The 11,837-nt window shown below is 43.8% G+C and carries 19 protein-coding genes and 1 pseudogene; 8 read left to right on the top strand and 12 right to left on the bottom strand.

Features of this window, described 5'->3' with window-relative positions:
* Positions 1-325: 325 nt before the first annotated feature.
* Genes PHP87_RS08065 through PHP87_RS08055 form a run of 3 tightly spaced genes read right to left on the bottom strand, consistent with a single transcriptional unit; the run spans position 326 to position 1,449 of the window.
* Complete coding sequence (locus PHP87_RS08065; RefSeq protein WP_299920220.1) at positions 326-703, bottom strand: SWIM zinc finger family protein; 378 nt, start codon at positions 701-703, stop codon at positions 326-328.
* 54 nt (positions 704-757) lie between these two features.
* Entirely contained in the window at positions 758-1,219 is a 462-nt protein-coding gene (locus tag PHP87_RS08060) for a PIN domain-containing protein (protein ID WP_299920218.1), read from the bottom strand.
* A complete protein-coding gene (locus tag PHP87_RS08055) occupies positions 1,207-1,449 on the bottom strand; it encodes an AbrB/MazE/SpoVT family DNA-binding domain-containing protein (RefSeq protein WP_299920216.1) in 243 nt (80 codons plus the stop codon). Before PHP87_RS08055 ends, PHP87_RS08060 begins: the two co-directional genes overlap by 13 nt.
* 866 nt (positions 1,450-2,315) lie before the next feature.
* On the opposite strand from PHP87_RS08055, the gene PHP87_RS08050 reads away from it, so the two are divergent.
* From PHP87_RS08050 to aroH, 7 genes are all read left to right on the top strand, one after another.
* Positions 2,316-2,516 carry a helix-turn-helix transcriptional regulator gene (locus PHP87_RS08050; protein WP_061214866.1) on the top strand — a complete coding sequence of 67 codons (201 nt, stop codon included), beginning with the start codon at positions 2,316-2,318 and terminating at the stop codon, positions 2,514-2,516.
* 1 nt (position 2,517) lies between these two features.
* Positions 2,518-2,961 (top strand): hypothetical protein, encoded by a 444-nt coding sequence (locus tag PHP87_RS08045; protein ID WP_299920214.1) that lies wholly within the window; start codon positions 2,518-2,520, stop codon positions 2,959-2,961.
* Positions 2,962-3,021: 60 nt separating this feature from the next.
* On the top strand, positions 3,022-3,255 hold the full coding sequence (locus PHP87_RS08040; protein ID WP_299920212.1) for a GNAT family N-acetyltransferase: 234 nt from the start codon (positions 3,022-3,024) through the stop codon (positions 3,253-3,255).
* Between the two features lie 340 nt (positions 3,256-3,595).
* On the top strand, positions 3,596-3,730 hold the full coding sequence (locus PHP87_RS08035; RefSeq protein ID WP_299920210.1) for a hypothetical protein: 135 nt from the start codon (positions 3,596-3,598) through the stop codon (positions 3,728-3,730).
* Positions 3,727-4,074 (top strand): hypothetical protein, encoded by a 348-nt coding sequence (locus PHP87_RS08030; protein ID WP_299920208.1) that lies wholly within the window; start codon positions 3,727-3,729, stop codon positions 4,072-4,074. Before PHP87_RS08035 ends, PHP87_RS08030 begins: the two co-directional genes overlap by 4 nt.
* Complete coding sequence (locus PHP87_RS08025; RefSeq protein ID WP_299920206.1) at positions 4,056-4,337, top strand: hypothetical protein; 282 nt, start codon at positions 4,056-4,058, stop codon at positions 4,335-4,337. The genes PHP87_RS08030 and PHP87_RS08025 overlap by 19 nt, the downstream gene beginning before the upstream one ends.
* A gap of 296 nt (positions 4,338-4,633) precedes the next feature.
* On the top strand, positions 4,634-4,921 hold the full coding sequence (gene aroH, locus PHP87_RS08020; RefSeq protein ID WP_366942905.1) for a chorismate mutase: 288 nt from the start codon (positions 4,634-4,636) through the stop codon (positions 4,919-4,921).
* A gap of 8 nt (positions 4,922-4,929) precedes the next feature.
* Here the strand turns inward: aroH and PHP87_RS08015 are convergent.
* The 9 genes and pseudogenes from PHP87_RS08015 to PHP87_RS07975 form a co-directional block, all read right to left on the bottom strand.
* Positions 4,930-5,064 (bottom strand): annotated as a pseudogene (locus PHP87_RS08015) (YjbQ family protein); the annotation flags it as partial.
* The gene (locus PHP87_RS08010; RefSeq protein WP_299920205.1) at positions 5,065-5,916 is read right to left on the bottom strand and encodes a carbon-nitrogen hydrolase family protein; all 852 of its coding nucleotides are present in this window, start codon (positions 5,914-5,916) and stop codon (positions 5,065-5,067) included. It lies immediately after the preceding pseudogene.
* 129 nt (positions 5,917-6,045) lie between these two features.
* Positions 6,046-6,189, bottom strand: a complete 144-nt coding sequence (locus tag PHP87_RS08005; protein ID WP_299920204.1) for a hypothetical protein — start codon at positions 6,187-6,189, stop codon at positions 6,046-6,048.
* An 81-nt stretch (positions 6,190-6,270) separates the two neighbouring features.
* Positions 6,271-6,726, bottom strand: coding sequence for a DUF3887 domain-containing protein (locus PHP87_RS08000; RefSeq protein ID WP_299920202.1), 456 nt, complete (start codon positions 6,724-6,726; stop codon positions 6,271-6,273).
* Positions 6,727-6,837: 111 nt separating this feature from the next.
* The gene (locus PHP87_RS07995) at positions 6,838-7,974 is read right to left on the bottom strand and encodes a DUF1648 domain-containing protein (RefSeq protein WP_299920200.1); all 1,137 of its coding nucleotides are present in this window, start codon (positions 7,972-7,974) and stop codon (positions 6,838-6,840) included.
* A complete protein-coding gene (locus tag PHP87_RS07990) occupies positions 7,971-8,360 on the bottom strand; it encodes a GntR family transcriptional regulator (RefSeq protein ID WP_299920198.1) in 390 nt (129 codons plus the stop codon). Before PHP87_RS07990 ends, PHP87_RS07995 begins: the two co-directional genes overlap by 4 nt.
* A 156-nt stretch (positions 8,361-8,516) precedes the next feature.
* Complete coding sequence (locus PHP87_RS07985; RefSeq protein WP_299920197.1) at positions 8,517-9,182, bottom strand: ABC-2 transporter permease; 666 nt, start codon at positions 9,180-9,182, stop codon at positions 8,517-8,519.
* Entirely contained in the window at positions 9,175-10,041 is an 867-nt protein-coding gene (locus tag PHP87_RS07980; RefSeq protein ID WP_299920195.1) for an ABC transporter ATP-binding protein, read from the bottom strand. The genes PHP87_RS07985 and PHP87_RS07980 overlap by 8 nt, the downstream gene beginning before the upstream one ends.
* Positions 10,042-10,419: a GntR family transcriptional regulator gene (locus PHP87_RS07975; RefSeq protein ID WP_299920193.1), complete on the bottom strand. Its 378-nt coding sequence runs from the start codon at positions 10,417-10,419 to the stop codon at positions 10,042-10,044.
* Between the two features lie 183 nt (positions 10,420-10,602).
* On the opposite strand from PHP87_RS07975, the gene aroF reads away from it, so the two are divergent.
* The gene (gene aroF / locus PHP87_RS07970) at positions 10,603-11,430 is read left to right on the top strand and encodes a 3-deoxy-7-phosphoheptulonate synthase (protein WP_299920191.1); all 828 of its coding nucleotides are present in this window, start codon (positions 10,603-10,605) and stop codon (positions 11,428-11,430) included.
* The last annotated feature ends 407 nt before the right edge of the window (positions 11,431-11,837 follow it).

Here is an 11,837-nt window from a genome sequence, read left to right as displayed (position 1 = left end):
GCAAGTTCATATGTAAACTCAAACCGTTGAATAAGTGCGTCCAGTCTGTAGTCATTGACTTCTGGTTCATCAATAATTCGTTGCAGCTTATCAAGCGCTTTTTTGTAATTTATGATTCTTTCCTGAACCCTATCCAATGTCATTTCATTACCCCCTAAAAGTGTTCTTCTCTCCCGGCCAATAACACCCTCCTCTACTTGCAGTCAGTGTAACAGGCAGCGATCTTATCTTCAACCATTTATTGGCAGTTCTCACTTTCCGCAGCATTTTTATAATTTTTGCCGCTCATACAGAGGCATGAATCAATAACAGTACCAACCATATTTTACCTACGCCTTTTTTCTAGTCGCTTACCTTTGCTTTTTGGCTTATTATCGGTAACATCTGCGGCATCCTGAAGCATAGCCTCTACCTCAACTCCGAACATGCCGGCTATATCGGCATCCTCCAGAATTCGACGGCTTTTCGCCCCGGATTTGCTGAGCATAGTTTGGGTTTTGCTTTGGATTGCTTTACTGATCAGATCATGGATGTCCACCGCCCTCAGAGTGAAAAACAGGGTTGAGTCTTCATCCAGCCTCGCTCCGATACCGTATAGAACTGCGGCTACATGTTTACACATCACCGCCCAATCCGGGCAGGAACATTTAAAGGTGATTTTCTTGGGTGCCGGGAAGAGACCGCTGCCCTGGGCGGTAAACAATTCTGATAGTCCGCTCTATATTTTCGTTCATTCGCGGCCATCCTTCTCCTGTGATTAAATATATTCGCTTAAAATAACGGTTGGCAAATATGAGCTGGCTTTTTGCATTAAACCGATATCATTTCCCAGTAACAGGTCACATTGAGTATTAATTGCTGTGGCCACAATCATTGCATCCGGTAGCCGCAAACCCGATTCAGCCCTAATTTTCGCAGCCTGACGACTAATTTCCATGTTAGGCAGGTTTATCTTCAGGTTGGGGAACTCCTCAAGAAAGAAGCTTACTGCTTCTATAGCGGTTGAATTCTTTTCCCGGTACGGTTTAACCAGCAATTCTGCCTCACTGATTACCGATAGGGTTATTTTTAAACGATCTTGTTCCACCAACTCAAAAAGCGCTCGCATAAGATCGAATAAGTCCGGTGTGCCATCAAGAAAGTAGATTATGGCATTGGTATCCAGCATTATGTTTTGGTGCGCTGATATCTTCTTTACGAATTCTTCTACTTTTGCCATGAATCGCGTTCCTTATCAACATATTCATCAACCTGATCAGTATTGCTGCCATATAAACCATGGGTCACCCCACCGAGTGCTTTTGTCAGGCTAAGCGGTCGGGCAGTCAATACAATACGTTCTCCCTCAACTTCGACCATTAATTTTTGCCCCTCTTTGAGTTCCAATAAGCGAAATACTTCTGCGGGTATAGTTATTTGCCTCTTACTGGAAATGGTTACACTTGGCATAATGGCATCTCCTTTTTATTAGCATATTACAAAGCTATTGTAATGTTGCTAAGCTTATTTGTCAATGGTAAGTATTCTCCTTCAGAGCTGAATCATAATATTTTTCATCGGCTAACAGGTCTTCAATATTATGCCGAATTCAAAAATTTCATAAATAATAATTGATGTCACTGCAAAAAGTTATAAATATGCATTAGCGTGCATAAATATACCGCTCAGCTACATTAAAAGCGACCGAAGGGTGTGTAGGGAACGACCCCCGTGTCGTTCCGAATCAGGATTCGCCAGCGCTTTGTATATTTATGCAACCCTTATGCAACAAAAGGGGTTTTTGCAGTAGAGTCATAATTTAATAACTGGAATAAATTATTAAGAGAGTACGGATAAAAACCATGGAAGCCCCGAAACAACGGGCCATAAAATGTTTTTACCGTGCTCTCTTGTTATTTTAATCGACAAGCAGAAACAAGAAAACATATTGAGCGTGCGCACGGTGCGTTATTGTGCGTGCATAAATCGTTAGATAAGTTGAAATAAAAATCGAAAATGTCAAGCTAGCTTTCCATATCGAGTAGCTAGAAAGCAGGATAATTAGTCCTGCTTTCTTTGCTCTCACAAATCCGGGGGAAGCATGGGGACGTTCCTTTTGCTTCATGATAGTACTGTCTCGCTTTAGGTCTAATGCCGCAGCTTTAAGAGCGATTGTTTTTGGTGTCGATGGCCGGAGTCACACCGGCGGAAGTTATCCAACGGAGAATTGGTCTACCGATATGCGGAACAAAACTTTTGTAAAGGAAACTTGACAAAATTCAGTTGCTCTATTAGGATATATGTAAAGTAAACTTGTCAAACAGGAGGATGCTTATTTGAAAAATAATGTTGAAAGGATACGAAAAGAAAAAGGGCTAAGTCAAGAGGAATTTGCTAAAAAGTTACGGGTATCTCGACAAACTATAAGCTCCATAGAAACGGGAAAATACAATCCTTCATTAGAGTTGGCATTTGCCATAGCCGATTTTTTTGATAAAAAGATTGAAGAAGTTTTCCTTTATGAAAGGAGTAAATAGCATGAAGAAAAGTTATTTATCGTGTGGTTTAAGTTTTATTGGAATCGGTCTTGTCATATTAGTTGCCGCAATTATTTTTGAGACGAGGCTGCAAAGTTTATTGTACAGCTTTGCTGGTGCGTTTATTGGCCCCGGAGCAGTAATGGCAGGAAAATATTTTTACTGGACAACGCCGAAAAATGCAGAGAGATATAGAGAAAAACTTGATAATGAATCTATTGAAATACATGATGAAAGAAATGAGGTTCTACGAAATAAGGCAGGCAGATATGCTTACCTTTTGAGTCTTCTTATTATTTCTATATCGATGGTTGTTTTTTCAATTCTGGGAACATTGGAAATTATAGAAAACACACGTATAATTATAATCTACTTAGGAGGATTGTTCCTTTTCCAAATTGTATCACTATTTGTGTTCCATCGGCATTTGAAAAAAAATTATTAAAACTATTTTAGAATTGTTATCAACTGTCTGATATAAATTATCATTCAAGGATTTGTTGGGTTGATGGAAGGTTATATTGCTGGGATATTTATTAATGAAAGCAGCCGTTCCCAGGGTCTAGGAAAAGCTTTACTTGATTATGTCAAGGCGAACTGCTCTGAATTGTCGTTGCAAGTTTATAAGAAGAATGCATGTGCGGTTAAATTTTACATAAGAGAAGATTTTGCAGTTTCAAAAGAGCAAATTGATGAAAATACTGGTGAAGTAGAGATTATAATGAATTGGACAAAATGAGCATAATGAGAAGCATACAAGTTTCAGATTGACAGAGGGATTATAAAACCATCCCAAAGGAGCAAAGAATGTCCAAGCCGATTAAAGAATTGTGCTCAGCGGGTAATGAAATTACAGGCTTCAAGTTCAAGGACTACTTTAGGTAATATTTCTCCGAAAATAAATAAAGGGCTATAGAAAAAAGCGCTAAAAACTCAGGTTAGCGGTTTTGCTGTTTTAGAAAACGTAAAAATATACCAATGAAAGTGTTGCAAAACATCTCTTAAATTGTCTTATATATAAAAAGGGAAATAATTTGCATAAAAGTTAACTGTTATAGTGTTATTAAGGGAGGCTGTGTATGAAAATAATTGAACGAATAATTAGTATAACACTTGTTGTCGCCGGAGTATGTATGGGTATTGGCACAAATATTCCAGTACTGGCAGCGGATAGCAGTAGCGGCTATTCTGCCAGGACTTCTTCATCAGTATGAAATTTCAGAGCGCCGAGGGCTGTGCTTTGCCTGAGCTTGTCACAATGGAAGTGATCGCCGCTGTCCTGCCGAATAGTTTAATGGATCTTCACACCACATATCGATATATTGACGGTGTCTGGAAGGTTCAAAGCGTGGAATTTTATGATGTCGGCGAGGCTTTGCCGGGAACTGCTGAAAATAAAAGGGTATATCACTGGCGCGATATAGTATTTGCCGTCTATAGTCAGCGGTTTTCTGGTCTGTTCCGGCTTTATCCCCGAATCATTGTTGGATACGACAACCTAATTGAACATCGGTGGAATACTCGAGGGCGTACCAAGCATTGGCGCTTTCACCGATAGTATGCCTGCCGGTGAGGGGAGAAAAGGTACTATATCGCTCTCCCACTTGGGGAACGATACAGTCCGAAAAAGCCATCTCCAATGCCGGCGCGCGTCTGATAGACGCGGAGAAACAATGTGCGTTGGAGCTATGGAAGTACGACCCCCGCCTGATCTGCGGGGACGGAAAAGCGGATGTCCTGTCTCTGGCCATCAGCCTGAAAGATGTGGCGGACGAGCGTGTGGAACAAATGCTGGATGAAATATTGACGGAGGTGTGGTAAATGGTATCGGGAATTGAAAGCTTCAAGAAGTGGTTTGCCGGTTACGGCAACCAGCATAATCTGACCATTACTATTGTGCCAATATGGTAATAACTGTATTGCTGTTTGTAGTAGGTAGATTTGACTTACTCTTTTAATGCGCATTTTTTTGAATTATGCAAAAGTCTCACATATATATGGAAGTATATCTAAAATACTTATTGGCGTGGCCAGAACCAAACCACGCACTTATGCATTCCCCCTCTCTATTTAGTTTGAAACATTTTGGTGCTTTGGTTTTTAATATCTTTATGGGTATGATATTTGGATTTGAGAGCTTTATAAGCAATCTGCAGAGTGGTGGAAAATGGCATATTGATATTACAGTAACCGCAGATATCAGATCCGCATTTCCGGCAGCGGCGGCACGCGCCATCGGTTGGGATAAAGTGCCACTCTTATGCTTCCAGGAAATAGAGGTGCCGGATTCTTTACCCCGGTGCATAAGGGTACTCTTGCATGTCAACACCGTTAAAAACCAGCAGGAAATAAAGCATATCTACCTCAAAGCAGCCCGTTCGCTAAGAAGAGACCTGAATCGCTAAGATTCCTTTTATTCACCCATAACCTTGATAATAATCCGTTTTTTGCGCTGCCCATCGAACTCAGCATAAAAGATATCCTGCCAGGGACCGAGATCCAGCTCTCCGTTGGTTACGGGTACAATAACCTGGTGGTGGAGCAGCAGTTAAACTATCCCGTTTCCTGGTGCTTTATAATCCAGCCGGTACAAATCCTTTCGCCGTTGCCGGAGAAGAGGCAGCTCCTGACGAACTTGTTCCAGCCGGGAAAAGTCCAGCCGGGCATGGATGATCTCTTCGCCGCTCCCGGCTTCCTGAAGTACATCCCCCCAGGGGTCAACGACCAGGGAATGTCCCCAGGCCTGATAGCTGGCGGCGGGGTTCCGGGCCGGTGAGGCGGCAACAACGAATAGCTGGTTGTCTACCGCCCGGCAGCGCATCAGGAGTTGCCAGTGGGCTGGGCCGGTGGTAGTGTTGAAAGCCGCCGGAATCACTAGCAGCTCCGCTCCTTCCAGGGCTGCAGCCCGAGCCAGTTCCGGAAAACGACAATCATAGCAAATCATCAAAGCGAATAGACGAGATCTGTAGCGGACAATAGTAATATTTTTACCCGCAGTCAGTGTATCTGACTCATGAAATGAAATCCGGTCTGGGATGTCAATATCAAAAAGATGGGCTTTGCGATGGCGTGCGATAAGTTCTCCCCGCTCGTCAAAAACAAAGCTGCTGTTATAAATATTACCCTGGCTATCCCTTTCAATTATAGAGCCACCCACAATACACAAACCATGCTTGCAAGCTGCCGCTGCCAAAAAATCCGTACTGGGCCCGGGAAAAGATTCGGCATAACGGGGAAAAAGCTCCGCCTGGTAAGGTGAATTAAAAACCTCGGGTAATATCACCATTTCCGCTCCTTCCAAGGCCGCAGCGGCAATCATTTTCTCCGCTTTTTTCAAATTCTCATCCTTATCGTTTCCTGTTTTCATCTGGCAGATGGAAAGGGATAAAATCTTATCCATTAGAACACCTCCGTTGGCAACTTGAGTAGTCGCGATTGCCCGTGTGCATCAATAATTAAGGAGCGAAATAATTAAATTGAATCTGTCCTTCTATATTCCATCGCTGCTTCGCTTATCTCTTTTACCGTTTTATCTTTCCAAAGCCTTCTGCCATTTGGTATAATCAAAAGGTTCCTTTAATATAAGGGATATAAATCTTTCAGCATCAACCTTACCGAGATGCTTTATTAAAACCTTCATTCCTTCATTTCTAATAACACTATCAGTCTTCACTAAAATCATCCTCCAGAGTCCTAATAAAATCAAGCGGATTGATAATTTTATTAGGACAGGTAAAGCTATATTTGTTGCCCCCTACTTTTCCGACTGCTCCCGCAGTTTGGGCGAATTAAAGAATATTCCGCCTACCTGATGGGCTTCATTATCGTCAAAGATCATGGTTACCAGCACATCTTCGCTCTCATCGGTAAACTTGGCATTATAACGCACTACCAGGTACTTCTGCTCCTTCTGGGAAGTATTGACCGCATCCTTGAATTTCTTGGAACTGGGGACGTAATCGCCTATCTTCCCCCGGATCATTTCATTGCCTTCCTTCATTTTATCCTCGCTGACCACTGCTCTGAATTGACTGTCAGTATTGGCAATATACTCTTCATAATTATCCTCATTGTAGGCCAGTAGCATTTTTTCCGTTATCTCATCGGCATATTCTCTTACTGCTTTGCTGTCCACCTTATTCCCGCAAGCCGCCAAAGAACAAAGCATTATTACGCCCAGCACTAATAAAGCCAATTTTCTCCAGACCATTAACCATTCATCCTTCCTTATTCTTTTACTTGCCGTCTTCTCTTATCAAAACCCATTACTTGATTTAAAACACCACCCCCAGGAAATTGGATTTTAAGCACTGTAAGAATATTAATAAAAGAGCAAAAGCTCCATAAGCGAACCCAGGAGAAAGAAGGCCGCAATTAGCGAGGCTATTAGTATATAGGCTTTTATGTTTCCATAATTCAAACCCCAGGCGATGCCGAAGCGTTTTTCCACAAACAAGGCCGGATCACGGGGATTGAAATAAAGCAGCCCTCCAATCCAGTCTTTATCATCATCCAGGGCCATGTCGTTATCCTGGCAGTAAGTGACTGACCCCGTATTAAGCCTGCTCCCGCCCTGACCGGTCCATACCGCCATAAAGAGGATATCCAGCAAAACAAGAATTATGAGTAGCGGTTGGACAAATAACAAGACCGGTACATTGACCGGGATAAGCTGCAGTACGAACAGGTTTAACAGGCTAATTACCAGTAAGATAAGAATATTCAAAAAGATAATGTTGGCACCCCAGCGAAAACGGAAAATGCGGTTTCTTTCCCGGGAATCTGCTGGATTAAGTGTACTAATTTGCAGCTTTGACCATCCCACCGCCTGGTAGAGCAAAAACATGAATCCCGTGATAAAGATTTGCACCAGAGGAAAAAGGAAGACCAGTCCCCAGGTTTTAAACACCCCTCCATCAATTTCACCTTGAGCATTCCAATGGCTAGGTACCACTATAGGCAGTTCATCATAAGCCATATAACCCGCCAGTAGGTTAAAGCCGATAATAAACAGCGGTATTATAAACCATGTTTTTGCGGGTAGGGGCCGCTTGCTTTTGTCGCTTCTGAAACTGGTATCCACCATTACTATTTGCTTCCTATTCAGCATATAAGCTTCGTTGGCCTGCTTAAATTGCATAACCCTCTGGTGGCTCAGGTAGTAGAGCCAGGTGGATAAAAGCAAAAAAACTATTAGCCCGCCCAATAATATAGCGTTGTTCGGAATTTTTGCTAGGATTACGCAGAACAAGAGGGTATAAAACCCGCAAAGCGATAAGTAATTTCTTAAATAGGCCTTTTTGAAATCATCCAGTCTTAAATCACCGAGCAGGTTTTTCGGCAAGCGGACGCCGAAAAAAATCTCCCGGCGTACAATCTGAGGCGTGACCAGTTTTATGATAAAAAGGATAAGGATAAATACTATCACTATGGCCCAGATTATCATTTCATAGTTCATCTTTCTGCTCCTTGAGAATAACTGCGATATATCTCGCCTATTTCCAACTGCAGCTCCTCTTCCGTCATGCCCTTGCAAAATGCCTGGGCTATCAGGGGATTAATCTCTTCCCGCAGCCTGAACTTGAAATCCTCTTCCGCCATGTTTTCCCGGCTGTTTATTAGCGCGCCTTTTCTTCTGTCCATGAGAATAAACCCATCATCCTTCAGAAGACTGTATGCTTTATTGACGGTATGCAGGTTGATTCCGATGTCTTGAGCCAGTTGGCGTACGGAGGGCAGCTCTTCTCCTTCTTTTAGTGCGCCCCTGGCAATGCCGGCAATAATCTGCTGCTTCAATTGGATATATATCGGGATATCGGATTGAAAATCAATAGCCAAGAACATTTTATCCTCCTGCTACTGCCATAGTTCGTCATCTGTTATATACAATCTATAACAGATATAATATGTTGTCAATATCCTGAGAGCAAAGCTATGCCAAATTTATTGGGCATTGCGCAAGGATAGCTATGGTATTTTAAAACCCGTTCTGAAAGACATTTAGAAATCCCTGGCTTCATACCAGCGCAGGGAGATAATAAGCGACAAGGCCAGCAGGAACAGCAGCAGGCCGGCCCCTACTGACAGCAAGACTGCAGGTTGGGAAACTGCCGTATTAATCAGGACTTGTGCCCATTCGGCCTCGCACCTGTCCATAATAAAGCCTTTAATCCATACCGGAGCAAAGAACAGCAGCATGAAAACCATAACTATGGCTACTCGGGCCGCCTGGTTGCTGAATATCAGGTTCACCGGCATAACAATCGTCAGGGTTAATGCCGCCATCAGCAAAACGATAGCTGCATCCATCCCGCTCATTAGTCGTATGGATAGGGGCAGGGGCAGTAAGTTTATTATGAGTCCCAGAATAGCGGCCACAGCCAGGGCCAACAAGGTCAGGACCAGGGTGGTCAAATATTTGGAGAGTATTATTTCATGCCGCTTGACCGGCAAACTGTTCAGGAGTATATCGGACTGGTTTTTGAATTCCGCCATCAGGGTTCCCATAATCAGGATATAGGTAGCACCGTAACCAGCCATAATATATATGAATTTATCAAATGGCGGGGTCATGGAGAAAATAACGATAATGGCCAGCAGGTAGGTCATCGCCCAAATAATCGAACTTTTTAAAACCAGCAGATCCTTCAATAGCAGTTTAAACATGGTGATGCCCCCTTACATAAAAAACCATGATCTCGTCCAGACCCGGCGACTCCAGCAACACTCCATCGCCAAAAAACTGGCGTATACCCCGGGGATCGGCACTCAAGCCCTCAAAGCCGTAGTGATTCTTACGCAAGCCGATAAACATTTTTTCCGCCTCCGGGCTTAGCTGTTCCAAAGCTCCCTTTACCAGCACATGTCCCTGCAGCATTTCGTCCTTACTTTGGCAGAGCACGATTCGACCCTGGTTGATAAAACAGATATAATCCGCCACCCGTTCCAAATCAGTAGTGATATGGGTGGAGAACAGCACGCTTTTGTTTTCTTCCACCAGCAATTGCTGCAGTATATCCATCAATTCGCTGCGAAACACCGGATCCAGCCCGGAAGTGGGTTCATCCATAAGCAGAAAATCTGCAGCATGGGAGAGGGCTATGGCTAGGCCGAATTTGGTGCGCATACCGCGGGAGAGGTTTTTCAGCTTTTTGTGGGGCGGCAGGTCAAAGTCCCGTAAACGCCGCTGAAAGGCTTTCTCATCCCAATCCCGGTAAAAATGGGCCACTATACGGCGGTTGTCCAGCAGGCTCAAATTCTCATAATAATGGCTTTCGTCATATACAAAAGCAATGCGCTGTTTTATTTCCTTTTCATAGCGGCGGTTATCCAGGCCAAATACCCGAATATCCCCGTCATCACGATGCATCAGGTTCATCAGCAGTTTGATGGTGGTAGTTTTTCCTGCTCCATTGGGACCGATAAAACCCATAATGTATCCGCGGGGTAGAGAGAAGCTGACCTTATCCAGGCGAAAGCTCCCCAGGTTTTTGTCGAGTCCTTTAATTTCCAGAACATTTTCCATCTACAAACCCTCCTCGTACAACAACTCCACAATACGCTGCAGCTCCGGCAAGCTGAGTCCTAGACTGCGGGCTTCCTGTATTATTGCCCCCAGTTTTTCCTCGACCAGGTTTACCCGTTTTTCCCGCAGCAATTCCGCATTCTGAGGGGCCACAAAAGAGCCTTTGCCGGCCACGGTTTCAATGTATCCGTCCCGCTCCAAATCATCATAGGCCCGCCTGGTGGTAATGACACTGACCTGCAGGTCGCGGGCCAGGCTGCGAATGGATGGCAGGGGTTCCCCGGCCTTCAGTTCTTCCCGCACAATAGCTCCCCGCAATTGCTGGTAAATTTGATGGTAAATCGGTTCCTCCGAGCGATTGGAAATCACGATGTTCAATTATAATCACTCCTGCAGTGCATACTGTATATAGCATATATATACAGTATAATCTTAATATCCTTTTGTCAAGAATAAATTGTATTCTGTTTAACCTGAACAAGCATTAAATATTAGGATTTTTTCCAAACTGATTAAGCGTTTTTATCTTCTTTGTTGTACAATATAGCTGGAGATGATGCAATGAAACCGTATAAACTGGCTTCATGGGACAAAAAAGGATGCTATACCCACATTAAGATAGATACCGGAGCAGAACCTTTACTCATCGGTGAGGGGTATTGTACGATAATTGCCGGACCCTGTGCGGTGGAAAGCGAAGAAGGCTACCTGCAGATTGCCCGCTTTCTCCAGGAGGCTGGTGCTCACGCCTTGCGCGGAGGTTTGTTTAAACCTCGCACCTCCCCATATTCCTTTAAGGGCCTGGGCCGGGAAGGTCTGGAAATAATGCTGGAAGCCCGCCGTATTACGGGGCTGCCCCTGGTGACAGAGATAATGGATGTCCGGGATTTGGAGCTTCTTGGTGATAATATTGATATTTTGCAGGTGGGGAGCAGAAACATGCAAAACTATTCCCTGCTGGAAGAGCTGGGAAAATTGCATAAGCCTATACTGCTCAAACGCGGATTGTCTGCGACTATAGAAGAGTGGCTCCTGGCGGCGGAATATGTTTTGGATGGGGGAAACCCCAATGTAATCTTGTGTGAACGAGGAATCAGAACCTTTGAAAGCTATTTGCGCAATACCGTTGACATAGGGGCTGTGGCCCTGCTCAAGGAGCTTTCCCATTTGCCCGTGATTGTGGATCCCAGTCATGCTACCGGGAAATGGAAAATGGTTATGCCCGTGGCTCGCGCAGCTATAGCCGCAGGTGCAGATGGCCTGATGGTGGAAGTACACCCGGATCCAGACCGGGCTCTTTCCGATGGTAAACAGTCTTTGACCCCGGAAAATTTCCTGAAGATGTATGAACAGGTAAGCCAGATTTCCCGGCTGGTAAAAAATCTTTAAAGCTTATTCGGAAAGGACGGTTAATAAGACCCATCATATGTAAAATGTTTCTGTCAGCTTATCCCACGAAGGGCGGCAGTGAACAAGCCCTCCCTAGAAGCCAGACCCGGCAGAAATTGAACTGGATAAAAATGGGGAGCAGTTCAAAGAGGCCAATGAATACCAATTGGATTCTTTACTTCTGCTGCTATAATTAAGAAAATTAATCAGGAGGCGATATCATGAAATTGCCGATAATTTTCTGTCCCTGAAAACATTCATATCATTGGCAATTTTTAGCCGTGGTCATCAATTATCTATTAATTTAAGCCCGTCAATACATCTTTTAGTAAGCTTTTGGTAGTGTTTAAGGCCCTCCTTGGACATAAGTATGTTTTTATCGCTCAAATCTTTCATAGTTGTAGCTG

This window comes from Syntrophomonas sp. (assembly GCF_028707975.1).
Classification (GTDB): domain Bacteria; phylum Bacillota; class Syntrophomonadia; order Syntrophomonadales; family Syntrophomonadaceae; genus Syntrophomonas.
Note: the sequence above shows the minus strand (reverse complement) of the source record. Positions and strands in the feature narration are given on the sequence as shown.

Excerpts from the sequence above, each read along its gene's own strand:
- PHP87_RS08060 (WP_299920218.1), bottom strand. The coding sequence starts at position 1,219 with ATGGCAAAAGTAGAAGAATTCGTAAAGAAGATATCAGCGCACCAAAAC.
- aroH (WP_366942905.1), top strand. The coding sequence starts at position 4,634 with ATGATATTTGGATTTGAGAGCTTTATAAGCAATCTGCAGAGTGGTGGA.
- PHP87_RS07980 (WP_299920195.1), bottom strand. The coding sequence starts at position 10,041 with ATGGAAAATGTTCTGGAAATTAAAGGACTCGACAAAAACCTGGGGAGC.
- PHP87_RS08000 (WP_299920202.1), bottom strand. The coding sequence starts at position 6,726 with ATGGTCTGGAGAAAATTGGCTTTATTAGTGCTGGGCGTAATAATGCTT.
- PHP87_RS08010 (WP_299920205.1), bottom strand. The coding sequence starts at position 5,916 with ATGGATAAGATTTTATCCCTTTCCATCTGCCAGATGAAAACAGGAAAC.
- PHP87_RS07990 (WP_299920198.1), bottom strand. The coding sequence starts at position 8,360 with ATGTTCTTGGCTATTGATTTTCAATCCGATATCCCGATATATATCCAA.
- PHP87_RS08035 (WP_299920210.1), top strand. The coding sequence starts at position 3,596 with ATGAAAATAATTGAACGAATAATTAGTATAACACTTGTTGTCGCCGGA.
- PHP87_RS08045 (WP_299920214.1), top strand. The coding sequence starts at position 2,518 with ATGAAGAAAAGTTATTTATCGTGTGGTTTAAGTTTTATTGGAATCGGT.
- aroF (WP_299920191.1), top strand. The coding sequence starts at position 10,603 with ATGAAACCGTATAAACTGGCTTCATGGGACAAAAAAGGATGCTATACC.
- PHP87_RS08055 (WP_299920216.1), bottom strand. The coding sequence starts at position 1,449 with ATGCCAAGTGTAACCATTTCCAGTAAGAGGCAAATAACTATACCCGCA.
- PHP87_RS08030 (WP_299920208.1), top strand. The coding sequence starts at position 3,727 with ATGAAATTTCAGAGCGCCGAGGGCTGTGCTTTGCCTGAGCTTGTCACA.
- PHP87_RS07985 (WP_299920197.1), bottom strand. The coding sequence starts at position 9,182 with ATGTTTAAACTGCTATTGAAGGATCTGCTGGTTTTAAAAAGTTCGATT.
- PHP87_RS07995 (WP_299920200.1), bottom strand. The coding sequence starts at position 7,974 with ATGAACTATGAAATGATAATCTGGGCCATAGTGATAGTATTTATCCTT.